Source organism: Acidilobus saccharovorans 345-15, assembly GCF_000144915.1.
Classification (GTDB): Archaea; Thermoproteota; Thermoprotei_A; order Sulfolobales; family Acidilobaceae; genus Acidilobus; species Acidilobus saccharovorans.
This window is the reverse complement of record NC_014374.1, coordinates 1,451,110-1,474,549: the sequence shown is the minus strand read 5'-3', so window position 1 is coordinate 1,474,549 and position 23,440 is coordinate 1,451,110. Positions and strand designations below refer to the sequence as shown.

Genomic DNA, 23,440 nt, shown 5'->3' with positions numbered 1-23,440 from the left:
TCAGCAGTGCGAGTTCCCGTTTTTCTCCCAGGGCGTCACTATGATGGGCTCGTCCTGGACGTATGTCCTGCCCAGCTTAAGCGAGAGCTCCGCCTTGCTGAGCTCGTAGCCTATGTAGGCCGCGTGCTCCGCGCTCACGTTAAACCTCCTGACCAGGGCCCTGGCGAGGCTGAGCGCGTGGGACCCCTCGAGGCTCCCGACGGCCCTGCCGTCCCTGTAGAGCGTGACCCTCATCACCCCCCTCGCCGGGTCGGCTGATACCCTGACGTACTCGCTGGCCGAGACCTGCGGCTCCACGTAGCCCACCGGCTCAGCGCTGACCTCCTCCTGGGGCTGCGGAGGGGGCGGGTAGTCCTGCTTTAGCACCAGGAGCCTGCTGAACATGCCCCTCTCGCTGGCCCTGGCGGCGTAGGCGCTCTCGGCCAGCCTTATGGCCTCCCTGGCCTCGGAGGTGCCGTGCACTGACTTGTAGGTCTCCTCAACAACAAGGTACGCGGAGGCCCTGACCTCGACGGCCATCAGGGCCAGGACCGCGTGCACCCCCGCCGTGTCGGCCTCAACCTCCTCGGTGACGTTAGCCGCTGAGAAGAGGAGCGGCGACGACAGCTCCCTGGAGGCCCTGAGGTACCTCTCCACGCTCTGCGACAGGCCCAGCGGGGGAACGGCCAGGGAGGGGTCAACTATGAGCTTCGCCCTCCCCGCCAGCTCCCTCTCAACGTCCCTGAGCCTGTCTAGGCTGTCACCGCCCACCAGGAGCGCCAGGTCCTTGGACAGCAGGTCCTCGAGCTCGAGGACCTGGTAGTCGGCCACGCTGAGCCCGTCGGCCCCGGCGGCTATGGCCTCCTCGGCGTAGGCCCTCGATGGCGCCTCTGCTATAACTGGGAGCCCGAGCCCCTTGGCCTCCCTGACCCTGCGGCGAAGCTCCCCGAGGCTCATGCCGTCCTCGGCCCCAACCACTATGACCTGAGCTCCCTCGCCTGCGTACCTCCTCGCGGTCGCCGTGAAGTCCTGGGCCCTGGGGTCCACCTCGGAGAAGAGCAGCACTGGGGGCCCCCTCCTCGGCACAGGGACCTGGCCTATCCTGAAGGCCTCCTCGTAGCTTATGCTGGGCGCCAGGGAGCCCAGCACCTCGTCGGCAGCCTTAACGGTGTCAAGCCTGGCCCCCTGGCTCACGTACTTCAGCGTGACCGGCAGCTCCCCGAGGCTCCTGGGGCCCTTGAAGGCGGGCTTCCCCGTGACCTTGGCGACCTCGGAGGCGTCCCCCCTCACAGTGCCAGGCAGCACGACCACGTCGACGTCCGAGAGGCCCGAGAGGAGGTCCCTCCTGGAGCTGAGCACCGAGGCTATGGCGGTAGTCGTAAGGAGCGATATTGCGGGCACCGGGAGCGCGACTATGACGAAGTCCTTAAGTCCCCCCTCCTGCAGCACCTCCCTGACCACTGGCTCGGCGGGCCTGCTGGTTATGATGCCGAACCTCAACCGCGTTCCCAATACCTGGACACGGTATCCAGGAATTTAAATAGTTAGTTTTTAAGGCGAGCGGCTCAAGCTTAAGCTTTTATACATTCCCTTACATATAACCACGGTGGTCCTGTTGAAGGCCAACCTGATGAAGGCCTTCGGCGTAGACTCGCTCAGCTACGTTGACTTCGACGACCCCAGGCCGGGCTACGGCCAGGTCGTGGTGAAGGTGGTCGAGGCCGGCGTCAACCCAGTTGACTACTTTGTCGTGAGCGGCATGAGGAGGGTTGAGCCCATGCCCCACATCCCTGGGGCCGAGTTCGCGGGCATCGTGGAGGAGGTGGGCCCCGGGGTAAAGGACTTCAGGCCGGGGGACAGGGTCGTCGTGTACCCCAGGGTCTTCTGCGGCAGGTGCGACATGTGCATGGGCGGCCACGAGCACCTCTGCAGGTTCGGCGGCATAGTTGGGATGATAACCCACGGGGGCTTCGCGGAGAAGGCAGTGGTTAACGAGGCCAACCTGTTCAGGCTGCCCGACAACGTGCCCTGGGACCTGGCCGCGTCGCTGCCGGTGGCGGCTCTAACCTCCTTCCACGCCCTCCTCGAGGCCGGCGTGGGGCCTGGCGACGTGGTGGCAATAGTGGGCGCCTCGGGCAACACCGGCCAGTTCGCCCTCCAGCTTGCAAAGATCATGGGCGCCAGGGTCCTGGCCGTGAGCACCAAGAAGTGGCCCCTGGAGCTCGGGGCCGACGCCGTGGCCCCGGTGGAGCAGAGCTACGACGCCCTCATCAAGATGACCGGCGGCAAGCTGGCTGATGTAGTGATAGACGCCATAGGCACCCCCACCCTGCCGGTGAGCATGAAGCTCCTGGACAGGAGGGGGAGGCTGGCCATATTCGGTGCCCTGAGGGGCGAGACCGTGACCTTCTCGGTGCCAGAGCTCTACAACAGGGAGGTGAGGGTCATAGGGACGACCGGGGGCACCAGGGCCGAGATGGCTAAGCTCATAGACATGGCCTCGAGAGGACTCCTGAAGGTCAAGGTCTGGAGGAAGCTGCCAATGTCGCAGGCCAAGGACGCTTTAAGGCTCCTCTTCTCGAGGGAGAGGGACGGAAGAATAATGCTGGTGGGTGAGGAGTGAGCGAGAACGTCATAGAGGTCGCCTCGAGGCCCGTGCTCTCGGTGTCCTCGGAGACCAGCGTGAAGGACGCGGCGGAGTACATGGTGTCCCACAACGTAAGGAGGCTCCTCGTCACGGAGGAGGGCAGGGCCATAGGCGTCTTCAGCGCCTTCCACCTGATAAGGATGCTGGCCACGGGCACTGACCCCTCCTCGAGGCCCCTGTCCAGGGCAGGCCTTGACGTGCCCGTCTACGTGGAGCCCACCACGCCCGTGATCGAGGCGGCGAAGGTTATGGCCTCAAGGGACGTCACGGCCGTGCTGGTGGGCCCCGAGGGCTCGCCCCAGGGAATACTGACGACCCACGACGTGGTCTCATACCTGCCCTACGGCGCCGCCGGGTCTGCCTCGCTCCACGAGGCGCTGGTCCCCGACTACCCCGTGCTCGACCCGGGGGCCACGCTGCTCGAGGCTGCCTCGGTGATAAGCTCCAGGGGGACGAGCGGCGTCCTAATTGTTGACGGCGACAGCTTCCTGGGAATAGTCACCGTGAGGGACGTGCTCCAGGCCTACGCCTCCGCCGGGGGCCAGGCCATGTCGGCCAAGGTGGAGGACCTGCCCATGTCGCCCGCGGCCTACATAGACGAGGGCGCCACGGTGGGCGAGGCAGCTGACGTGATGGAGTCCCTGGGCTCCGACGTGGCCGTCGTCTTCTGCGGCCCCAGGCCGTGCGGGGGCATAGACGACATAAGCCTGACCAGGTGGCTGGCCTCCAGGGCTAAGGCTTAAGTTATAGCCTCTCCCCAGCCGCCTGGGGAAGCGCTTGGACCTCAGGCCCCCGAGGGGCTTCAGGGACATACCGCCCGACCTAGCGATACTAAGGAAGGAGCTAATGGGCAGGGTGGAGGCCGTCTACAGGAGGTACGGCTTCGACCCGCTCGAGACCCCGGCCGTTGAGAGCTGGGAGGTCCTGGCGGGCAAGTACGGCGAGGAGGCGGAGGGCAGGCTCATATGGAGGTTCAAGGACCCCTGGAGCGACAGGGAGTACGCCCTCAGGTATGACCTCACGGTGCCCCTTGCTAGGTACATAGCGTCCCACCCGGAGATACCGATGCCGTTCAAGAGGTACCAGATAGCCCCAGTGTGGAGGCACGACGAGCCCCAGAGGGGCAGGTACAGGGAGTTCTACCAGGCAGACGTTGACGTGGTCGGGAGCCCCTACCCAGAGGCCGACGCCGAGATCATAAACGTCATAGTTGACGCCCTGGACGCCCTTGGGGTTGGGTCGGGCTTCAGGGTTCTCATAAACGACAGGAGGATACTGGCGGGCATATTCGAGGAGGAGCTCTCCCTTAAGGACCCGCTGGCCGTCTACAGGATTATAGACAAGCTCGACAAGGTGGGCGAGGAGGGGGTCAGGGCCGAGCTTGAGAGGCTCCTGGGCGCCCCGGCCGCCTCCAAGGTGATGGAGGTCATCTCAATTAAGGGCGACGTGGCGGACTCGCTGGACAGGCTCTCCAGGGAGCACGGCTCCAACGCCACGCTCATGAAGGGGGTGGAGCACCTGAGGCAGGTGGCCCAGCTGGTCAGGAGGCCCCAGGCCCTGGAGTTCAGCATGTCGCTCGTGAGGGGCCTTGACTACTACACCGGGCCGATACTTGAGGTCGTGCTTGACAGGCCCAGGATAGGCAGCGTGGCCGGGGGAGGCAGGTACGACAACCTGATATCTCTGTTCGCCAAGAGGGAGGTCCCTGCTACCGGCGCGAGCATAGGCATAGACAGGCTGATAGACGCTGGCCTGGAGGTCGGGCTCTTCAGGGCCGACAGGAGGACCTACACCCAGGTCATGGTTGTCAACGTGAGGCCCGAGAGCTACGCCTACGCCTGGAGGGTGGCGGACGTCCTCAGGTCCTGGGGCTTCAGCGTGAGGGTTGACCTCAACAGGTCGGGGCAGGACGAGCAGAGGAGGAGGGCGCTAAAGCTGGGCGTCCCTGTCGTGGCTTTCGTCGGCCCCCAGGAGGAGGCCTCCGGCTCGGTGACCCTGTACTCGCCATCCAAGGGCGAGAGGCTCACCGTAAGGCTTGAGGAGGCGAGGCAGGCCCTGGAGAGGCTGCTGAGCTGATGATGCCCCTGAGCGATGCCACCAGGTCAGGCGGCGTCAAGGCCTACAGGCTCAGGCTCCTCATCGACGCTGGCCTCAGGGTGCCCCCAGGGTTCGTCATGAGCGTCAGCGAGGTGACCCCGAGGGCCGTCGAGGAGGCCTGCTCCTCCTCTGGCTGCTCCTTCCCGGCGGCTGTGAGGATAAGCCCTCCCGAGGTGGGGCTGGCGGAGTTCGCCCTCTCTGCCATAGGCCTCAGGGTCGCGGAGGGGCCGGAGGACGTGCCATACCTGGCGACCTGGCTCATCTCAAGGGCCGCAGAGGTAACGCCGGCCGCCGCGGGGAGCATGATAATAGTCCAGAGCCTGGTGGCCTCCCCCAAGGCTTCTGGGGCGGCCTACACGGTCAGCCCGATAACCTGGTTCAGGAGGCTGATAGTTGAGGCGGTGCCGGGCCTCGGGGACGAGTTCATGAGCGTCGGCTCCCCGCACGACAGCTTCACCTTTGACCTCTCCCTGAGGCTTGTGGAGAGGAGGGTCATGAGGAAGGCCAGCGCGAGGCGGTACGTGCCAGGCAGGGGGGTCGTGGCCATCCCCATGGCCGACCCCTGGACGCAGTCCCTGAGCGACGAGGAGGCCAGGGAGGTAGCCTCGTATGCTTTGAGGGCTGAGGAGGCCGTCGGAGGGCCGTTGGAGCTCGAGTGGGCCTACAGCTCAGGCCCCTGGGCCCTGGGGGCCAGGCCGCTGCCCCGTCAGAAGTTTATGTCTATGTAGCCCCCCTCGGCCGGGGTGTACTCTCCCCTCGACTCGAGGGTGCTGAAGACCTCGGCCACCTCCGATGGCGGGCCGTTGACAAAGAGTATGCCCACGTCAGCCTCCTCCATCACGTTGCCCAGGTAGAGGTAGGCGGCCGTGGTCATGGCGCCCTTCCTCGAGTAGTAGACTAATATCGCCTTGCCCTCCGCGCCCTCGGCCCACTCGAGCAGGTCCTCCATCTCCTTGCTTGCCTCAACTGCGAGCATCGTGTGCCTGGGAGGCATGACTATTATGAGGGCTGAGGCCCTGCTCAGCCTGGCCTCAAGCTTCGGCATCTCGGACCCGACCCTGACCTCCCTCGGGGACCACCTGCTGGTGGCCATGATCACCTCCTGCTTCTCCTTAATGGCCTGGCTGACGTCGGGCCTCTGAATGTGCCTGGCCCTCTCCAGCATGTCCCTGTGCACGTCCTCCGCGCCTATGACCTCAAAGCCGCCGTACTCCAGCGACACTTTCTCCCCAGGAAGCTGGCTGAGGCCTAGCTCTTAACCTTCAATCACAAGGAGGAGGGGCCGGGACTAAAGGGGCTCAGGGCTCACGTGTAGATCTTTATGTACTTACCCACGTAGGGCCTGTCCCTGTCCGCGCTTATGTACTGCCTCAGGGCCCTCCTTATGACCTCGGACTTGGGTATGTTCCTCTTCCTTGAGTACTCCTCAAGGAGCTCGAGGAGGTCGTCCTCGAGCTTGAAGCTGAGCACCTTCATGCGTTCCACCTCCTGTCTTCACCCTCCAACAGGGCTCCGATACTACTGCAGTACTACTGGAGGCTTTATTGAAAGTCCCTCTCGGACTACAAGAGGAAACCTGCAATAGGACTCTATGTAACATAAGAGTATATTAGGCCTCCTGCAGTACTCCTCTTACAACGGGGAGACAGCAGTGCCCACAGTGCACCTGTCGCTGAGCGACGCCATGTACAAGCAGCTGAAGGAGAAGAGCGACGAGATAGGCATACAGATAACGGACCTGATAAAGCTCTACATAAAGATGGGCCTGCAGGGCGGCCTCGCTGCCAGGCAGGAGGGCGCCTCAGAGGTGATGGTCGCCAACCTGTCGAACAGGCTTGACAAGGTTGAGAGGGACCTGAAGCTCAAGGTGACCATGATGGAGGGCAGGTACAGGCAGCTGGAGGAGGCGCTTGACTACATACTCCAGAGGCTTGACGCCCTTGAGGACCTGATAGGGGAGGTCAAGGCTAAGAAGGCGCTTGGCGTTGAGCAGGAGAGCGTCAACACTTAACCGGCCTGCAGCCCTGCCTCACGAGCCTTCCTATGCCCTCCCTCCTGATGTCCTCGAGGCTCATGGGCCTGGAGCTGGTGGAGCCCCTCATGTTAAAGAGGTCGTACTCAAGGTCAAGCTCAGTGTAGATGCACATGGAGTTGAGTATCTGCCTGGCTTGCGAGATCCCCATGGTGCCTGAGACGGCCCTGGCCAGCGGGCTCCTGTTGTAGACGGTCAGCGCATCCATAACGTAGGTGGTGGCCAGGACGGGCGAGAGCCTGACGGTCCTCGTGCCTCCCCTTATCCTCTGGTCCCCCCTCCTTCCCCTGAAGGCCAGCAGGGGCATCAGGGAGGCCTCAGTCTCGATGGCCTTAGTTGCCCTGTCGAGCAGCTCCGCCTCCTCCTCGTTTATGCCGTATATGCCCAGCAGGCCTCCCTGGGCGGCCACGTCAGCTATGTAGGAGAGCACCTGGTCCGTCGAGAGCTCCCCGTCAGCGCCCGGGCCGTGCACAGCTATGAGGGAGTCGACGCCGGCCGAGCCGAGGCCGGCCAGCGAGACGGAGTCGGCCAGCGGGCTCCAGAGGTTCTCCTCGCACCCGAGGGCGAGCGCGTCCCCTCCCACGTCAACCCCTATGACGAGCTCAACCCCGAGCTGGTCCCTGGCTGCCTCAAGGGCCCTCCTAACCCCCTCGCTCCCCTTGCTTATGTCGACGAAGAGGGCCTTCTCGCCCAGGAGCTCGGCGGCCCTGACTATCTGGGGCCTGAGCTGCCTCCCAAACCTTACTGCATATGAGCTCCCGCTGACCAGGGCGGCGGAGTCCCCGAGTATGTCGACGTCCACCATGGCCTCAAGCGGTATGGGCCCTGGGTAGGGGTCTATGGCGTACCTCTCCCAGACCACTGAGCCTAGTATTGGCCTCCCGCCGAACCTCCTGACCTTCTGGTAGAGGTAGAGGGCCCCAGCGGCGTCTCCCCCTCCGCCTATGCCGAGCACCAGGACCTTCCTGTTGGCCACAGCCTCCTCAAGGCTCTTGAACTTCAACCTAGGCCCCAGCGAGGCCTGTGCCCTTGCTCTTAAAAGGCTCCACCAGGGCCCTATGATATGGATTCCTCATGTAACGGGAATCCATATCGTGGCTAGAGGGACTGCAGCGTGGCCCCGTCGAAGAGCACGGTGACGCCGGTGAGGTACTCGGGCGAGAAGGCGAGCCACGCTATGAGCTCCCTCAGCTCCTCCGGCCTCCCGAGCCTCCTCAGGGGCGACATGGAGGCGACCCTTGACCAGTAGTCCTCGGCGCTCACGCCCTCCCTCCTCGCGAGCTCACCTATGAGCCTCTCAGCCCCGGGGGTCCTGAAGCTGCCCAGCTCAAGGACTATGACCCTGAGCGACCCCGGGTAGGCCCTTGAGAAGAGCTTCGCCATGGCCGGGAGGCCGGCCCTCACGACGTCGCTTACCCCGGTGGGCCACATGGGCGACCTGGAGGAGAAGCTGGAGACCAGTATCACTGTGGCCTTCCTCCCGTTGACCCTGGCAAGCCTCCCCAGGAGCCTGGCGGGGAACACGAGGTACATGGAGGCGGCGTACTGCCAGTCGTCCCAGCTGGCGTCGGCGGGCTCGCAGGGCTCGCACGGGGGGTTGCCGTAGCTCACAAATGCCACGTCTATGTCGCCCAGGAGGGACCTGGCCTCGTCAACTATGGCCTCCGACTCCCTTGACGTCATGTCGGCGGGCCTTGGTATGGCCTTAACCCCGTACTTCGATGACAGCTCCCTGGAGGCCTCCTCGAGCCCCGCCCTGTCCCTTGCGACCAGGAGCTCGTCGCAGCCCCTCGAGGCCAGGGCCCTGGCCGCCTCGAGGCCTATGCCCCTGCTGGCCCCTGTGACTATTGCGTTGCAGCTCAACCCGACCCCGGTCTTCCCTGTATTAAAGGAAAATTAAGCCCGCGCCCACAGTGGGGCTGGGAGCTAAGGCTTTGGGCCAGGCCGTGCTGGAGCTCAGGGACGTGCGGAAGAGGTTCGGGGACAGGGAGGCCCTGAGGGGCGTCAGCGTGAGCATTGGGGAGGGCGAGTTCCTGGGCCTCGTGGGCCCCAACGGCGCGGGCAAGACAACCCTCATAAGGGTCTCCCTGGGCCTCCTGAGGAGGGACTCGGGCGACGTCAGGCTGTTCGGCAGGGACCCCTTCCTTGACCCCACGGCGAGGGAGAGCGTGGGGGTCATATTTGAGAGGCCCTCCCTCCCGGCGACCATGCCGGTCATAGAGCTGCTGAGGAGGGCTGCCAGGATCTACGGGGTGCCCGAGTCTGACGTGAGGGAGGCGGTTAAGCTGGCAGGCCTCGAGGGCCACGAGTCCAGGCCCTTCGGCCAGCTCTCGGCAGGCCTCAAGCAGAGGGCAGCCATAGCCCACGCCCTCGTGGCCTCCCCAAAGTTTCTTGTGGCCGACGAGCCCACCAGCAACCTTGACCCCGTCGAGAGGGCCTCCGTGCTCGAGACGCTCTCAAGGCTAAAGAAGGAGAGGGGGGTGACGATACTGCTCTCAAGCCACGTGCTCTCCGAGGTGCTGAGGGTCGTCGACAGGATAGTCGTGATAAAGCAGGGCTCTGTGGTGGCCCAAGGGGCCCCCGACGAGGTCATAGGGTCCATCAAGGTCGCCAGGGTCAGGGCGCCTGACCCCCAGGCGCTGGCAAAGGCGCTCATCGGGAGGGGGCTCAACGCGGAGGCCGGGGTCCAGGAGGTCACGGTCAGGCTCAGGGGGCCTGACGACGAGAGGGCCCTCCTGCTGGCGCTTGCGGACGCAGTGAGCTCCGGCATAAGGTACTACGGCATAGACCTGGTGGAGCCTGGCCTCGAGGAGCTCCTGAGGGAGGTGAGCTGAATGTCCATAAGGAGGAGCCTTGAACTGCTTTACCTGGACCTCTGGGACGCCCTCAGGCCGCCCGGCTTTGACATAATGCTCCTCGTGGTAGCGGCCATGGGCGGCGCCCTCTCAGTGCTTCAGCCAATATCAAGCCCCGTGGCCGCCCTGGGGCCCGGCTTCACCTTCAGCCCAGAGTCGCTGGCGCTCTTCGTGACAACGATATACATCGCGATAAGGGCCTCGTCAGACCTCGTGAACATAGTGCAAGGGGGGATAATGCAGGTCTACATGAGCTACCCCATCTCGAGGAGGGCGGTGGCGGCGGTGCTCTACATAACCAGGTCGCTGCTCCCGGCGGCCATGCTCCTTGGGGTGCCGGCCATAGTGACGGCCGTAATGCTCTACCCCGTGGTGCTCAGGGGCCCCGCCCAGTACGCGGCCATGTGGGCCTCGTACCTGGTGCAGAGCCAGCTCTACGGCACAGTCTTCCTTCTGCTGGCCAGCAGGTTCAGGTCTACGGGCACCGCTATAATTGCAAGCATATCCTTCTACTTCGGCTACGTGGCCCTCTCGGGGGTGCTCTACCTGATAGGGCTCCTTGACAACATACAGTCGCTCGTGAACGCCTCGAACTCCATGGGGTTCTACTTCGACGTCTACTACGGCCTCACTGGGCAGGCCGTCAGCGCATGGCAGTACCTTGTGGTGCCGCTCTCGTACGCTGTTCTATTAGGCCTCTACTTCTACTACTTTGAGAGGAGGTTCGAGCCGACTTGAGGTGGTACAGGACAGCCGTGTCAAGGCTGCTGTTCTTCGTCGGTGTCGCGTTGATAATATCGAGCCTGGTGGCCACCTACTACGGCGTCCAGCTGGGAACCTCTTACTCGACCGCAGTGCCCTCGTCACAGGTGGGCGCGGCAGTTGCAGTGGTTATGCCGACTACGTCCCAGGGAGTCGCCACCATGAGGATCATCGGGGCCTCCCAGGTGCTCTACCTGAGCCTTCAGGCAAACCCGATAGCCCTCCTGCCCCAGGTCAAGGGCCTCGGGCTCAAGGTCGTCACGCTCTCGACGGACGAGGACTTCAGGGCCGGAGTGATAGTGGAGGTTGCCGGCCTCCAGGGCAACCCCATATTCGTGGAGGAGGCCTTCCAGAACGCGGTGAAGTACTCCAGGCCGGTGAACGGCGTCTACACCGTGAGGGGCAATGTGAACAGCTCCAGCTACCTCGTGGTGGTGGCAGTGCCCAGCAACTCCAGCTCAAGCGTGGGGGTCAGCGTGGACTACAGGGTGACGGGCTACGGGAGGCTCTCAAACCTGGGGGCGGCCGCCGGGGCAGCGGTCCTCGTGGTGGCCTCGCTGGCCTACGACCTCCTCAGGAGGGCTGCCTAACGCTTTTATTGCCAAGCCCCCACCCACCTTGAGGCGAAGTATATGTCGCAGGGCCAGGAGAACGTGGTGCTCATAGGCAAGAAGCCCGTAGTTAACTACATGCTTGCCCTCATAGAGGTCTTCAACTCGTCCCCCTCGGCCGAGGTCAAGGTTAAGGCCAGGGGGAAGGCCATATGCAAGGCCGTTGACGTGATAAGCGCCGTGAAGGCCAGGTACTTCACGAACCTCTATGTCAAGTCCTTCTCGGCGGACTACGAGGAGGTCGACACAGACAAAGGCAAGGTGAAGCTCCCGGCCGTGGAGATAACGGTGGCCCTCGCCCCGCAGGGCTCCCAGCCTACTCCCCAGCCTGCAGGCCAAACCTCCTGAGGAGGGACCTGTCCCTCTTCAGCCTCTTGACCACCGCCTTGACTGACTTGTAGTAGGCCAGCAGCTCCTTGACGTCGTTAACCGTGGTCCCGCTGCCCACAGCTATCCTCCTCATCCTCGACCTGTCTATTATGTCCGGGTCGTCAAGCTCCTCGTAAGTCATGCTCTCTATTATGTGAAGCCACTTGTTGATCTTCTCCTCCCCGAGCTTCACCTGCTCGTCGCCAACCTTGACAGGGAGCGTGGACAGGGGCAGCATCTCCAGGACCCTGCTCAGCGGGCCCAGCCTCCTTATTGACTTGAGCTGGGCGTATATGGTCCTCATGTTGACCCTGCCCTTCTCTATGTCCTCCTCCACTACCTTTACAGCCCTCTCCTCGGCCTCGGCCTCCCTGACCCTCTCCAGCAGCGACCTTATGTCGCCGAGGCCCATGATCCTTGAGACGAAGCCCTGGGGGTCGAAGGGCTCCAGCTCGTCCACCTTCTCGCCCGTGCCCACGAACTTAACCCTCGCCCCCGTGGCCGCGACGGCCGAGAGAACCCCTCCGCCCTTGGCCGTGCCGTCAAGCTTTGTCACTATTATTGTGCCGATCGGTGTGGCCTCGTGGAACCTCCTTGCAAGGTCGAAGGCCCTCTGGCCTATGGCGGCGTCAACCACGAGGGCCACCTCGTCGGGGCTCACGGCGTCGGCTATCCTCCTCATCTCGTCCAGGAGCGCCTGCTCGTCGCCGTAGCCGTGCCTCCCGGCGGTGTCAACTATGATGACCTGGGCCCCCCTGGACTCGAGCTCCTTGACCCCCCTGGAGGCTATCTCCTCGGCCCTCCCAGCGGGCTCCCCGTAGAAGAGGGCCCCTGACATCTGGGCCAGGGTCCTCAGCTGCTCGAGGGCCCCGGGCCTGTAGGTGTCGGTCTCCACCAGGCCTACCCTGTAGCCCCTGGCGCTGTAGAACCTGGCGAGCTTGCCCGCCGTTGTGGTCTTCCCCGAGCCCTGCACGCCCACGAGGAGGATCACCCAGGGCACCTTCCTCGGCTCCACGCTCGGCGGCTCCTCTCCCCCGAACACCTTGACAAGCTCCTCATAGACTATCTTCAGGAACCAGTCCCTCCTGCTGACGCCCGGGGGCGGCTCCTGCTCGAGGGCCCTCTGCCTTATGGCGTCGCTGAGCCTCTTTACAAGTGCGACGTTGACGTCCGCCCTTATGAGCTCCCTCTGCAGGTCCCTTATGAACTCCTCGACCGAGTCCTTGTAGGTGGAGCCTCCGCCGAGGAACTTCCTCACAGCCTCCCTGAGGCCCTCGAGCACCAAGGCAGCTTTCCCTTGGTTTCCCCAGCGATTGAGGCTAATAACCTCAAGGCCTCCACAGGCCCAGGTGCAGGCCGTGAGCTTCGAGGTGAGGGCCGTAACCCTTCACCTTGGCACGGTGGAGGGCGATGAGGTTGCAGAGTCGCTCGAGGACGCCGTGAGCAGGCTGCTTGACGCTGTGGACTCCGCCGCCTCCCAGCTCGGCGTCAGGCCGACGTACGTGAGGGTAGCCATACCTGACCCAGGTGGCGCCGGGCTGGGCGGCCTGGCAAAGGAGCTTGAGCACCTGACCTCGCAGGCGTCAATAAGCGTCGGGCAGCTCGAGCTGAGCGTCAGCCAGGACGACCTGAAGGCGCTGGCCTCGGCGGGGCTCTACGCCTCCCTGCTGCTCAGGGAGCCCTCATGGAGTGAGGCCAGGGCCGCCGCCTCCCTCATAGCGGGCATAGCCTCCGAGGACCCCACCCTCGCCACGAGGGTGGCAGTTAACGTCTCCGGCGAGAGGCACTTCGTCACGCCCTACTACCCGCTCGCGTCCGCGATACCCGGCAGGGTTGGGGTCACGGCGGCCCTCACCTACCCCTCGTACCTCGCCTCGGCCTACAGGTCTGGCGGAATCAAGGGCCTAGTCAAGGCCATAGCCGAGGCCCACGGCAGGGCTGAGTCGCTGGCCAAGGCGGTCGCCAGCTACCTGGGGGCGGAGTACATGGGCGTGGACCTCAGCGTCTCCCCGTGGATGGAGGACTCATCCCTTGGCCTTGTGGAGGAGGTGGCCGGGGTCAGGATGCCGAAGCCGGGCTTCGTGGTCGGCGTGAGGCTGGTCAACGAGGCCATAGCAGAGGCCTCCAGGGGGCTCAGGACTATAGGGTTCAACGAGGTCATGCTACCCGTGGGCGAGGACTCCAAGCTCAAGGCAAGGGCCAGCGAGGGCGACGTTAACGCCAGGTACCTTGCGATGCTCAGCGGGGCCTGCGTGGCTGGCCTTGACATGGTCGCTGTCCCGGCGGACCTGCAGGGGCTGGCGGGCCTCATACTTGACGTGGCCTCGTACTCGAGGGCCAAGGGAAGGACCCTCGGGGTGAGGCTCATACCGGTTGACGGCGCTGAGCCCGGGGACAAGGTGGACCTGGGCCGCTTCGGCGAGGCCCCGGTGATTGCTATCTAGCCGCCGTAGGTGAACTGGCAGCTGGCCTGGTAGCCGGAGGCCGTGAAGACGGTCACCGTGTAGGGCTCATACTGGTTAAGTGCCATGACATACATGGTTATGGGCACGTAGTGCTTGGGAGGTATGTATACCTGAGTGGTGTTCGAGGCGTCCTCAAAGCCGGCGCTGTCGTAAAGGTAAGCGCTTGAGACCTCGACGCCCGAGGTCCCGTTGTTATAAGCTATAGCGTAGACCTGGAGCATGCCCTGCTGCGTGGCCACAGCGCCGCAGGAGAGCAGCGTGACCCTCTGCTGCGTTATCGCTATCCCAGGGGCCCCTATCCTTGAGGCTATTATGGGCGACAGCCTGGCCAACATCAGGGCTATGAGCACCGCCGCGGCGAACATTGCTATGGCAGCCAAGTTCTCCCTCACGGGGAGCCCTGGCAGCCTTGGCCTCCTCAAGTCCAGGACCGTAATACTGTGCAGGGCCTGAGGTATTACAGGGGTCAGCCTAGGCTCCTCACACTTGGCAAGCCGTCCCACGTAAATCCCTATATCTTACGGGGGCGCCTTAACATTCCTTGGTCTGAGACATGCCCAGGAGAAGCAGGAGAGGCATGGTGGGCATAGACACGGCCATAATCCTCATAGCGTTCGTCCTCGTGGCCGCGGCCGTGGCCTTCGTGGTCCTCGACATGGGCATGACGTCGGCCCAGAAGGCCAAGCAGACCATGGAGAGCGGCCTCCAGGAGTCGTCCACGGCCCTCCAGGTTGACGGCAACGTCATGGCTTACGTGAACAGTAACGGTGAGGTGCAGGACGTATTCATACCGCTCGGAGTGACCCCCGGCACGGGCTACGTCAGCTTCGCCCCGAGCCTGATGGAGGTGTCAATTATAACTCCAAGCGGCAGCTACGCTAACATATACAGGGGCGTCAGTAACCTACTGGAGATGAACCCCTCAACCCCCTTATACACTATTGCTACTGATATGCAAACCGCGTATACGACCAGTACTGCCGCGGTGGTCTACTTCATACACGGCAACATAACTCCCTACGTCCTGGGCCCCTACGGCCAGGCCCTGCTGGTGATTTACCTGCCCTCGGGGCTGCCTGCCTACAAGAGCTTCACCGTGACCATATCGCCAAGCATAGGAGGGGCTATAACTGTAGCCAGGATCATACCGCCTGACAACGTGACTAACACCACAATAGACCTTGGATGAGAATCGGGCCCTAACGACTAATATCTGAGCTATACCTAGCTCTATTCCATCTCCTTTTTTTCTTTTATTACCTTTTTCTACGTCTTCTAAGCTAAGTCCAGTATGTCGCATGTGCATCTGCAGCAAAGGGCTCCTGCCAGCCTCTGCCCCCTTTATAGTCGCTTTACAAGAGTAGTACGGGGGCCAGCGTGGAGACGAGGTCGATAGTTAAGCCTGCCGTGTGCCCATCCTGTGGAGCCCTGGGCGAGTACCACTACGAAGTCTCGGGCCCCGTGGTCAGGGACGGGCAGGCGTTCATAGAGGTTAAACACCACTTCAGGTGCGAGGCCTGCGGCCACGTTGAGGAGGGAACCGTGTACGTGCCCCTGGAGGGCCTCTACAGGCTGAGGTACCTGCTGGTCCCGGAGGCCATGGCGGTGGTTGAGAAGGCTAAGCTGCTGAGCGAAATAAGTCCCGAGGTTAAGGGGTTGGCCGCGGCTGGGACAGGCTAAAGGTACTTCTCGCAGACCCTCTTCATCAGGAGCGCGTCCTGCTCAAGTATAGGGCTCTCGCTTATTATGACCCCGTCAATTCCTGTGTCCACGTAGGCCTTGCAGACGTACTCCCACTCGGGCCCGAAGTCCCTCTCGCCCAGCGTGTGGTGCTCCCTCTCGCCGCCCTTGCCGTACTCTATCTTTGAGAAGTGCGTGTGCAGCGGCCTTACAGCCCACGTGCCGAGCTCCTTCTCTATCCTGTCAATCACCTTAATGACGTCGTCCTCGCTGTTTATGTCAGCCCCCTCCGTCCTGGCGTGGAGGTGGGCCCAGTCAACGGCAGGCCTGAGCCTGTCGTGGGACTGGCATATCCTTATGGTCTCCTCCACGTCGCCCACCTGGGACTCCTTGCCAGTGGTCTCGGGGGCCAGCCAGGCCACCCTGAGCTCAAGTCCGTCGAAGACCTGTTTGAGGGCCTCAATGACCCTGTTCAGGGCCTCCTCTCTGCTGGAGTTCCCCTTTATGTAGCCTGGGTGAAAGACCACCGCGTAGGCGCCCATCCACTCGGAGGCCTGGGCCGCCTCCCTGAGCCTCTCCACGCTCTTCCTGACGGTCTCCTCCTCGGGGCTGGCCAGGTTTATGAAGTAGGGGGCGTGCATGCTGAGCGTTATGTCGTACTGCTGCGCCGCCTCCCTTATCTTCTCAGCCTTCTCCTTGGTCACCCTAACGCCCCTGACGGCCTCATACTCGAGGGCGTCAAGGCCCATCTGCCTCAGCACCGGGGGCACGTCCTCGTAGTCCCCACTGAAGTTCGTGGGCTTCCCCGCTGGACCGAACCTCAGCGCGGTCAAGCCTCTCCCCAGCCAGAAGTTGAATAGGGAAGGTAAAAGGGGGGAACACTTACTTATGCCTAAGAAGGCGAAGTCTGGGCAATGGAGAAGCCCCTTATCAGCAGGGTGCCGTTCACGTCGTCAGAGAGCAGCGTCACTGAGCCCAAGCCCACTAACGTCGGCGAGTAGAAGCTTAGAGTAAGCCTCACCCACCTTCCCTGGGGCAGCAGTGAGACGGGCACGCTCTCGTTGAGGAGCGTTATCTGGGTCAGGAGGCCGTCGCCGCTTATGTAGTAGCCTGTGACCACGGCGTAGAGCCTCGTTGACGGCGAGAGGCCGTCGTTCATTACGTAGAAGGTCACGTTGTACCTTCCCGGCAGGAAGTTCAGCGCGTGGGGCTCCGCGAAGAGCCCCTCAAGCCTGCCGTAATGGAAGCTGGTCACATTTATGTAGCCCTTTCCATACCATGCCGTGAAGAGGGGCCAGAGGTCGCCGGCCCCGTAGCTGTAGGAGTACGGCCTGAAGGCGACCACGCCGCCCGAGTAGTTCCTCTCAAGCAGCATGGTGCCGCCCTCCTCGGCCACTATGCCGTAGCCTGACCTGAGGGCCCAGTCCGCGACCTCAAGCATGCTCTTGCCGCAGACGTCAGTGTTATCGTAATATAGGTAGAGGCCGTGGATTACGTTAACGACTATGTACTGGCTCTGGTTGGCCTCTATGCAGCCCAGGAGGACGTCGCCGTTGGGCCTGGGCAGCAGCTCAGGCATGTTGTCCTGGGCCGCTATCATTGTGGCGTTGCGCGGCACCATATTTATGACGTCTATCATGCTCTCATAGTAGGTCACGTTGAAGCTTGTCCACTGGGAGAGCTGGTAGTCCGTGAAGGACATGTAGTTGAGCGGCCCGTAGGGCTCAAAGAAGGCGGCAGTCACAGCTGACATGACGAGCACGCCAGCTGCCACGTAGGTGGCGACCCTCCGCGACCCCCTGGATATCACGGCTGCGCCCTCTACCGTGCCGAGCCAGACGGGAGCCATGATTATCGAGGGGTACTCGAACCTGAAGAAGTAGGGGTAGTGGTAGCCCCAGTAGGATGAGAACGCCAGGAGCGCTATAAACGGCAGCAGCGCGGGGGCCCACCTCCACGAGAGCAGCGGCAGGAAGAGCACAGGCAGGAGGGAGAGCCCGATGGTCAGGGCGTCAACCACGTAGCCCCTCACGTAGAGCAGCTGCACGTGGCCGGGCTCGGCCACCGGGGGCGCCACTATGTTTATCGAGAGCAGCTGCGACAGGCCTGGAGTCAGCCTTAGATACGTGGACGCCGTTGAGCTCACCGAGGCGGGGGCCGCCTGGATCGCCTTAGTGGGCGACGTAAAGAGCGACGTCAGGATTCCTACGTTATACGCCGCCAGCAGGAGGGAGGCGACTATGAGCGTGAGGCCCGCGGCAAGGCCGAACCTCTCCCTCCTGTCCCTGAGGGCCCAGTAGCCAACTAGCGTCACGCCGAACCACAGGGGGTAGACCTCGTAGCCGAACCTGAGCATCGAAGAGAATATCATCAGGGGCACCGAGACGTACCTGGATCTGCCTCCCCTCAGGTAAAGGTAGTATGAGGTTATGAAGAGGGTCGGGAAGAGGGCCTGCCTGTGAACGTCGAACCAGTTAACGCCCGCCAGGGGGAAGTATATGAGGTATGAGATAGCTAGCATGAGGGCGGCGACGTCGCTCCTGAGGTACCTCCTGGCTATCGCAAATATCGGGAAGGCCGCGGCCCCCAGCCACAGCGTCTGGAAGATCACCAGGGCCTCTATCATGTGGGGGCCGAGGGGCAGGAACAAGGCATATATTAGGAGCGCCGCCTGGCCCGTGAGGTAGTTAACGAAGCCCTGGACGCCCGAGTGCACGGAGTCCCAGGCGCCCTGCACTATTATGCCCAGGTCCCCTAAGGTCACCCTGAGGCCATACACCTTGGCCAGGGCTATGTAGGACCACGCGGCCGAGTATGCAGCGTAAGCCGCTAACAGCACGAGGTAGAAGGCGACGTTCCGCCTCAAGCAGGACCCCGAGGGTGCCTTGCCTGGGGCAGGTATTTAGGGCGGGAGGCAAGGCCTAGGGGAGGCCGGCTGCCGTCACTGGGAATATGTGGAACAGGTACGACATCAGGGCGGCTACCCCAACTATGGCGCCTCCCGTCATTATTGAGAGTATTGCCAGGAAGAGGTAGAAGGACCTCGGGCTCCCCACCTTGGTGACCGCGAGTATGTAGGCGTTTATGAGCGTTATCACTGCTGCAAATATGAGCGTTGAGGACTCCAGCAGGGGCACGTTTATGTTGCCGAAGACGAAGATGTTTGCAAAGGAATCGCTTATGCTGGCCCTCAGGGGTATCAGCAGCTGTGAGAAGTAGTACATCATCTCTGCCATGAACACCATTATCGCTATGACGCTGGCGTGCATAAGTATGAGCGTTGACAGGAAGTTCCCTGTGACCTGGAGCTTCCTCTCCCTCAGGGTGAGCAGCAGGTTCATGTGATCAGAGAGGGCCACGCCCGCCTCGCTCAGGTCCCCTCCGTGGTCCATGACGTCAGTGAAGACCTGAAGCGACCTGTATATGTTCTCGCTGCCCGTCTGCACGGCGAACTTGGCCATAGCTATGCCCTTGTCGACCCCCATGGCGAGGGAAGCCTGGAGGTTCTCGAGCAGCTTCCTCAGCCTGCCGAGCTCTATCTTGGAGAGCTCCTTGACCGCTTGCCTCAGGTCGGGCACCTGGGACAGGTATATTCCAAGGCTCCTTATCATGACTGGGAAGAACTTGTCGTAGTCGTCTATCAGGTTCTCCATGTTGTTTATCACGTAGCCCGCGGGGACGAAGAGGAGGCCGAAGACTATGAATGATATGCCCACGGTAACGTAGTTGACGCCGTGCGACAGCACCAGGTATGATATTATGACGCCCAGCACGAACCCGGCAGCGGCAAGGATGTCGGCGAGGAGCGCCGTGGGGTTCCTGGACCTCTTGGCCTCGAATAGGTCCTTTGGGGCCTTCAGTATCACCAGCACCCCAAGCACGGAAATCGCTACCAGGGCGGCCACGTAGCTCAGTATAACTATCCTGAGGCTGGTGCCCCCAAAGAAGAAGAACAGCAGCATCATCGTTGTGACTGCAAATATCACCGAGACCATGGTTGACGCGTAGGCGCCGTACAGCACGTTGAGCGAGTCAAGGCTCCTGTTGTAGAAGTTCTGGTAGTTGAACTTTATGGTCTCGTACTCTACCTTGAGGAACGACGTCACCTCCTCGCCCACTGCTGAGATGACAGCGAACCTCTCCATGAACTCCTTGAACGCCTTGTTCCTCTCCCCCCTTGAGGAGAGCGACAGGGCCTCGGGTACTGTGTAGCCCCACCTCTTCGAGAGCTCGGCGGCCTTCTTGTAGGTCTTCGAGTAGTGCCCGTAGGGCCCCTTGGACGCGCTCCTGACTATTTCACCTGGCGGCTGGGAGCCTGTGGAGACCACGTACATGTGAAGCAGGGAGTAAAGGAAGTCCACGTCTAGCTTTATGTACGTCCTGTGGGAGAGCAGCCAGTAAAGGAGCGCGCCGCCGCCCGCCATAATTATCAGCAGCGACGGCGCCTCCAGCCTCGTCCTGCCCACCGCAAGCAGCAGGAGGCCGGCAGCTATCACCAGGGCTGAGACGTGCAGCAGGCTAACCTTAGGCCTCCCTGGCCTCCTCAAGACAGGTCAAGCCTCCCTGCCCTCAGCTCCGCCAGGGCCTTCTCTATGCCCATGCTCTCTGTCTTGACCACGGCCTTGAAGACCTGGAAGTAGTCGAAGACCTTCCTGTTCACCAGCTCCCTCAGGAAGGAGGCCCTCAGCTCAAGCTCGTCATATATCAGCCTGTAGTCCCTCCTCGAGAGTCCCCTCATCCTCGCTATCTTCTCCTCCAGCAGGTAGCTTGAGCCCCTGCCTGAGAATATGAAGCGGTCAGTGGAGGGGTCCCAGGTGAACACGGGTATTGCGCTCACCGAGTCGCTGTTGGGGTCGTAGCCGACTATCTCGTAAAGCGCGGTCATCCTCCTGACCAGGAGGCCCGTCTTAGAGTAGGTCGAGGCCTGGAACCAGGCGAAGTTAAGGTTGTCCATGTAGGGCTTGGGTATGTCTATGGGGTGGCCCGTGAGCCTCTGTATGAGCCTCGTGAAGTCGCCCGCGTGAAACGTTGAGAGCACCGGGTGGCCAGTCTGCATGGCCTGGAATGCGACTGCGCCCTCAGCACCCCTTATCTCACCCACTATTATGTAGTCGGGCCTCTGCCTCAGAGCTGCCCTCAGCAGGTCGAAGAGGGTCACGCTGGTCTCAGGCCTTCCGGTGTCCCTCGCCAGCTCCCTGGTCCAGTTGGGGTGGGGAAGCTGGACCTCGGCCGTGTCCTCGATTGTGACTATCTTGTAGGTGGGCCTTATGAAGACGGCTATCGCGTTTAAAGCTGTTGTCTTGCCTGAGGCCGTCTCGCCGCATATGAAGCCGCTCATGCCCTCCCTCAGCAGCATCCAGGAGTAGGCCGCGACCCTCTCGTCTATCGTGCCCCAGTCTATGAGCTGGGTGACGCTTATGGGCACCTTCGACGACTTCCTTATGGTGAAGTTCGTGCCCCTGAGGCTCACGTCGCTCCCGAAGACAATGTTTATCCTGCTCCCGTCGGGCAGCGTGGCGTCGACTATGGGCCTCGCCCTCGTTATGGGCTTGCCTATCTTCTCCCCCAGCCTGAGCACGAAGGAGTCCAGCTCGTCCTCAGAGGAGAAGCTCACGGTGCTCTCCATCCTGTTGAATATCTTGTGCACCAGGTATATGTTGCCGACGCCGCTGGCCGAGATGTCCTCGAGGTACGGGTCCCTGAGGAAGGGCTCAAGTACCCCGACGCCTATCTTGTCCCTGACCACGTGGTACTTTATGTAGTCGACCCACTCCCTCTTAACAGGCACCTTCCTCAGCTCCAGGTCGCTGGAGAGCGAGGAGTAGTCCACGTCCGAGCTGGCAGGCTCAAGTATCCTGTCCAGGAGCGAGAGGAGGAGCCTCCTCCTCTCCTCCGCAGACTCTGGGGCCTCGCCGCTTATCACGTTGGCCAGGGCGACGTCTATTGCCCTAAGGAGCTCGGGCGGGGGCCTCGGGGGCTCTATAACTATGTACCTGCCCATGTCGCTGCCCCTGACGGAGTGCGCGTGAATGAAGACGCCCCCTCCCACAGGGTAGATGACGTTGTACTCCCTCCGCTTCTTAAGCGAGGAGTCCAGCTTCTCCATGTAGACGGGCTCCCCGAGCTCCCCGCTCACCTTTGAGATGTACTCCTGGAGGTACTGGGGCCTCTCGCCGAAGTCAGGCTCCTTTACCTCAGGAGGCCCCTGGCCCTTCGACCTCCTCGGCAGAAGGCTAAACCTCAAGGCAAGCACCTCAGGACAACACTATTGGTATGACCTTGATCCCGAAGGCTGGGTCCACGTCAAACGTTATGGAGCTCTGGGCCCCCGAGGGGAGGCCCTTGAGCTTAACTATTGTGAGCACCTTGAGCCTCCTGCCCCCAAGGCTGGCCTCGCTGAGCTTTATGTAGCCGTCACACGTGGCCTTTATGGGCTCCGAGAGAGCCTTGGGCAAGGTGTTCGGGTGAAATGTGACAACCACACTCATGCCCCTGTCCGCTGACTTCCTGAGGGCCTCAAACAGCATCTTTATTGAGCTCTCGGGGGCCGCCGAGGAAAGGTAGGAGAGCGTGTCTATCACGGCGGCGTCGAAGCCCAGCCTGCCCGAGGTGAATATGTAGGACAGGGCGCCCAGGAGCTTCTCAGCGGTGTTCCTCGTTACTGGGACGCCCACGTTCATAGTGTAGACCCTCAGGGAGCCCCTCAGGAAGTAGTCGAAGAGGTCAAAGCCTGATTCCTTCGCCTTGTTCACGAAGGTGTAGCTGCCCCCCTCGTTTGTGAAGTAGACCACCGAGAGGCCCGCCCTGAGGTATGTCTGCGCCAGGAGGAGCGCGATGCTGGTCTTGCCCGAGCCGTTGTCGCCCTCGACAGCTATGAGGCTCGGGTGGGGTATCCCTCCCCCCAACCTTGAGTCTATCTCCTCGTTGCCAGTGCTAAGTATCACTCTAGGGGCCCGGTGTAAAGGAATACTGGGCGGGAGGTGCTTTAAGGGGTATTACTGTAACGCTCATCGGCTGCGACCTAATGGCCTGGTACGTCAGGGTCAGGTTCAGCTCTATGGTCTCGCCCGGCATGAGGCCGGAGCCAGGGGAATAGGGGGCCGCGTAGTCCCCCACGAACTTGAACACGGGAGGGCTCGAGGTCAGGTTAAACACCTGGACCCTCTCCCCCAGGGAGGTGCTGTAGAGCACTATCACGTAGGTCTCGCCGACCAGGTACAGCGGCTCCTGGCCATAGTTTGTAACGTTTACCAGCAGGGTCCTGTTGTTGGACTCCAGGTAGGCCGAGGTCACCCTGATGTAGGGGGGAGGGCTGAGGGCCTGGGGCTGCGGGACCGCGCGGTAGGCAGTGAGTATCATCCCTGCAAGTGAGCCCAGGACCACGACCAGGGCCACGGCGGCTATTGCCATGCCGACGGCTACCTCAAGCCCCATGGGATCCACCTAAGGGGACGACTGGAGGTACGCGCTGAAGTCCTGGCCGTCGGGGAGAGATATGACCACGTGCACGGTGTTGCCGAAGTTAACCCCGGTCCTCACAACTATCTCTGCCATGGCTCCGGGGCTCAGCTGGCCTCCCTGGGAACCGTACATGGCCACGAGCCCCCAGGTCCCCTGGCCGCCCGACTGGGAGTAGAGGTACATGTTCAGCGTCCCGTTGGCAGGTCCCAGGAAGACCTCGACATAGCTCAGCTCGGCTCTGCTTATCGTGGTGTACCCGCTGTTCCTTATGAAGACGTAGTAAGAGGAGTCAGTGGAGTTGTAGTAGGCGTAGACCGGCGTAAGCTGCGTCTCAAGGGCCTGGGCCTCGGCGCTAGACCTCTGCGAGTAAGCGCTCATTATCTGATATGTTTTAAGTATGACAGCGGCGCTCACGGCCGACACGAGTATTACAGTGACTATAATGAAGACCGTGTGACTTATCGCGACCTCGCTCAAGGCCT

General features: G+C 62.3%; 26 protein-coding genes. 12 read left to right on the top strand and 14 right to left on the bottom strand.

All coding sequences use genetic code 11. From position 1 onward, the window contains the following. Positions 1 to 1,479, bottom strand: coding sequence for a dihydropteroate synthase-like protein (locus tag ASAC_RS07525; RefSeq protein ID WP_013267404.1), 1,479 nt, complete (start codon positions 1,477 to 1,479; stop codon positions 1 to 3). Positions 1,480 to 1,585: 106 nt separating this feature from the next. On the opposite strand from ASAC_RS07525, the gene ASAC_RS07520 reads away from it, so the two are divergent. The 4 genes from ASAC_RS07520 to ASAC_RS07505 are packed head-to-tail and all read left to right on the top strand — an operon-like array spanning position 1,586 to position 5,451. Further along, positions 1,586 to 2,602, top strand: a complete 1,017-nt coding sequence (locus ASAC_RS07520) for an alcohol dehydrogenase catalytic domain-containing protein (protein WP_013267403.1) — start codon at positions 1,586 to 1,588, stop codon at positions 2,600 to 2,602. Next, complete coding sequence (locus ASAC_RS07515) at positions 2,599 to 3,369, top strand: CBS domain-containing protein (RefSeq protein ID WP_013267402.1); 771 nt, start codon at positions 2,599 to 2,601, stop codon at positions 3,367 to 3,369. Before ASAC_RS07520 ends, ASAC_RS07515 begins: the two co-directional genes overlap by 4 nt. Before the next feature lie 34 nt (positions 3,370 to 3,403). Further along, positions 3,404 to 4,702: a histidine--tRNA ligase gene (gene hisS, locus ASAC_RS07510; protein WP_013267401.1), complete on the top strand. Its 1,299-nt coding sequence runs from the start codon at positions 3,404 to 3,406 to the stop codon at positions 4,700 to 4,702. Beyond that, entirely contained in the window at positions 4,702 to 5,451 is a 750-nt protein-coding gene (locus ASAC_RS07505) for a PEP/pyruvate-binding domain-containing protein (RefSeq protein WP_013267400.1), read from the top strand. The genes hisS and ASAC_RS07505 overlap by 1 nt, the downstream gene beginning before the upstream one ends. Here the strand turns inward: ASAC_RS07505 and ASAC_RS07500 are convergent. Continuing rightward, a complete protein-coding gene (locus tag ASAC_RS07500; RefSeq protein WP_013267399.1) occupies positions 5,430 to 5,945 on the bottom strand; it encodes a hypothetical protein in 516 nt (171 codons plus the stop codon). The two genes, ASAC_RS07505 and ASAC_RS07500, sit on opposite strands and share 22 nt — an antisense overlap. 83 nt (positions 5,946 to 6,028) lie before the next feature. Next, on the bottom strand, positions 6,029 to 6,199 hold the full coding sequence (locus ASAC_RS07495) for a ribbon-helix-helix protein, CopG family (protein WP_013267398.1): 171 nt from the start codon (positions 6,197 to 6,199) through the stop codon (positions 6,029 to 6,031). A gap of 175 nt (positions 6,200 to 6,374) precedes the next feature. Between ASAC_RS07495 and ASAC_RS07490 the strand changes: the two genes are divergently transcribed. Further along, entirely contained in the window at positions 6,375 to 6,734 is a 360-nt protein-coding gene (locus ASAC_RS07490; protein ID WP_048812904.1) for a hypothetical protein, read from the top strand. Here ASAC_RS07490 and ASAC_RS07485 read toward each other — a convergent pair. Next, positions 6,724 to 7,758: a DUF1152 domain-containing protein gene (locus ASAC_RS07485; protein WP_013267396.1), complete on the bottom strand. Its 1,035-nt coding sequence runs from the start codon at positions 7,756 to 7,758 to the stop codon at positions 6,724 to 6,726. The two genes, ASAC_RS07490 and ASAC_RS07485, sit on opposite strands and share 11 nt — an antisense overlap. Positions 7,759 to 7,853: 95 nt before the next feature. Beyond that, complete coding sequence (locus ASAC_RS07480) at positions 7,854 to 8,618, bottom strand: SDR family oxidoreductase (protein WP_013267395.1); 765 nt, start codon at positions 8,616 to 8,618, stop codon at positions 7,854 to 7,856. A 71-nt stretch (positions 8,619 to 8,689) separates the two neighbouring features. Between ASAC_RS07480 and ASAC_RS07475 the strand changes: the two genes are divergently transcribed. The 4 genes from ASAC_RS07475 to ASAC_RS07460 are packed head-to-tail and all read left to right on the top strand — an operon-like array spanning position 8,690 to position 11,331. Then, positions 8,690 to 9,589, top strand: a complete 900-nt coding sequence (locus ASAC_RS07475; protein ID WP_158303802.1) for an ABC transporter ATP-binding protein — start codon at positions 8,690 to 8,692, stop codon at positions 9,587 to 9,589. Continuing rightward, entirely contained in the window at positions 9,590 to 10,348 is a 759-nt protein-coding gene (locus ASAC_RS07470; protein ID WP_013267393.1) for a hypothetical protein, read from the top strand. It abuts the gene before it with no gap. After that, on the top strand, positions 10,345 to 10,962 hold the full coding sequence (locus ASAC_RS07465) for a hypothetical protein (protein WP_013267392.1): 618 nt from the start codon (positions 10,345 to 10,347) through the stop codon (positions 10,960 to 10,962). Before ASAC_RS07470 ends, ASAC_RS07465 begins: the two co-directional genes overlap by 4 nt. 42 nt (positions 10,963 to 11,004) lie before the next feature. Beyond that, entirely contained in the window at positions 11,005 to 11,331 is a 327-nt protein-coding gene (locus ASAC_RS07460; RefSeq protein WP_013267391.1) for an AlbA family DNA/RNA-binding protein, read from the top strand. On the opposite strand, the gene ASAC_RS07455 is transcribed toward ASAC_RS07460, so the two are convergent. Next, positions 11,300 to 12,634, bottom strand: a complete 1,335-nt coding sequence (locus tag ASAC_RS07455; RefSeq protein ID WP_013267390.1) for a signal recognition particle protein Srp54 — start codon at positions 12,632 to 12,634, stop codon at positions 11,300 to 11,302. The genes ASAC_RS07460 and ASAC_RS07455 overlap by 32 nt on opposite strands. Before the next feature lie 76 nt (positions 12,635 to 12,710). Here ASAC_RS07455 and ASAC_RS07450 point away from each other — a divergent pair, with 76 nt between their 5' ends. After that, positions 12,711 to 13,796: a DUF711 family protein gene (locus ASAC_RS07450; protein WP_148217218.1), complete on the top strand. Its 1,086-nt coding sequence runs from the start codon at positions 12,711 to 12,713 to the stop codon at positions 13,794 to 13,796. Here ASAC_RS07450 and ASAC_RS07445 read toward each other — a convergent pair. Continuing rightward, positions 13,793 to 14,320, bottom strand: coding sequence for a hypothetical protein (locus ASAC_RS07445; RefSeq protein WP_013267388.1), 528 nt, complete (start codon positions 14,318 to 14,320; stop codon positions 13,793 to 13,795). The genes ASAC_RS07450 and ASAC_RS07445 overlap by 4 nt on opposite strands. A gap of 50 nt (positions 14,321 to 14,370) precedes the next feature. Between ASAC_RS07445 and ASAC_RS07440 the strand changes: the two genes are divergently transcribed. Further along, positions 14,371 to 15,006, top strand: coding sequence for an archaellin/type IV pilin N-terminal domain-containing protein (locus ASAC_RS07440; RefSeq protein WP_013267387.1), 636 nt, complete (start codon positions 14,371 to 14,373; stop codon positions 15,004 to 15,006). 188 nt (positions 15,007 to 15,194) lie between these two features. Further along, a complete protein-coding gene (locus tag ASAC_RS07435) occupies positions 15,195 to 15,497 on the top strand; it encodes a CpXC domain-containing protein (RefSeq protein WP_013267386.1) in 303 nt (100 codons plus the stop codon). Here the strand turns inward: ASAC_RS07435 and ASAC_RS07430 are convergent. Genes ASAC_RS07430 through ASAC_RS07400 form a run of 7 tightly spaced genes read right to left on the bottom strand, consistent with a single transcriptional unit; the run spans position 15,494 to position 23,435 of the window. Continuing rightward, on the bottom strand, positions 15,494 to 16,330 hold the full coding sequence (locus ASAC_RS07430) for a deoxyribonuclease IV (protein WP_013267385.1): 837 nt from the start codon (positions 16,328 to 16,330) through the stop codon (positions 15,494 to 15,496). The two genes, ASAC_RS07435 and ASAC_RS07430, sit on opposite strands and share 4 nt — an antisense overlap. Positions 16,331 to 16,389: 59 nt before the next feature. After that, on the bottom strand, positions 16,390 to 18,363 hold the full coding sequence (locus tag ASAC_RS07425; protein WP_013267384.1) for a DUF2079 domain-containing protein: 1,974 nt from the start codon (positions 18,361 to 18,363) through the stop codon (positions 16,390 to 16,392). 55 nt (positions 18,364 to 18,418) lie between these two features. Then, positions 18,419 to 20,044, bottom strand: a complete 1,626-nt coding sequence (locus ASAC_RS07420) for a type II secretion system F family protein (RefSeq protein ID WP_013267383.1) — start codon at positions 20,042 to 20,044, stop codon at positions 18,419 to 18,421. Then, entirely contained in the window at positions 20,041 to 21,750 is a 1,710-nt protein-coding gene (locus ASAC_RS07415; RefSeq protein WP_013267382.1) for a type II/IV secretion system ATPase subunit, read from the bottom strand. The genes ASAC_RS07420 and ASAC_RS07415 overlap by 4 nt, the downstream gene beginning before the upstream one ends. A gap of 1 nt (position 21,751) precedes the next feature. Beyond that, complete coding sequence (locus ASAC_RS07410; protein ID WP_013267381.1) at positions 21,752 to 22,441, bottom strand: ATPase domain-containing protein; 690 nt, start codon at positions 22,439 to 22,441, stop codon at positions 21,752 to 21,754. A gap of 1 nt (position 22,442) precedes the next feature. Further along, positions 22,443 to 22,931: a hypothetical protein gene (locus tag ASAC_RS07405; protein ID WP_048812902.1), complete on the bottom strand. Its 489-nt coding sequence runs from the start codon at positions 22,929 to 22,931 to the stop codon at positions 22,443 to 22,445. 9 nt (positions 22,932 to 22,940) lie between these two features. Continuing rightward, complete coding sequence (locus ASAC_RS07400; protein WP_013267379.1) at positions 22,941 to 23,435, bottom strand: hypothetical protein; 495 nt, start codon at positions 23,433 to 23,435, stop codon at positions 22,941 to 22,943. Positions 23,436 to 23,440 lie beyond the last annotated feature (5 nt).

Coding starts and splice junctions, on each gene's coding strand:
- ASAC_RS07495 (WP_013267398.1), bottom strand. CDS start 6,199: ATGAAGGTGCTCAGCTTCAAGCTCGAGGACGACCTCCTCGAGCTCCTT.
- ASAC_RS07505 (WP_013267400.1), top strand. CDS start 4,702: ATGATGCCCCTGAGCGATGCCACCAGGTCAGGCGGCGTCAAGGCCTAC.
- ASAC_RS07405 (WP_048812902.1), bottom strand. CDS start 22,931: ATGGGGCTTGAGGTAGCCGTCGGCATGGCAATAGCCGCCGTGGCCCTG.
- ASAC_RS07440 (WP_013267387.1), top strand. CDS start 14,371: ATGCCCAGGAGAAGCAGGAGAGGCATGGTGGGCATAGACACGGCCATA.
- ASAC_RS07460 (WP_013267391.1), top strand. CDS start 11,005: ATGTCGCAGGGCCAGGAGAACGTGGTGCTCATAGGCAAGAAGCCCGTA.
- ASAC_RS07470 (WP_013267393.1), top strand. CDS start 9,590: ATGTCCATAAGGAGGAGCCTTGAACTGCTTTACCTGGACCTCTGGGAC.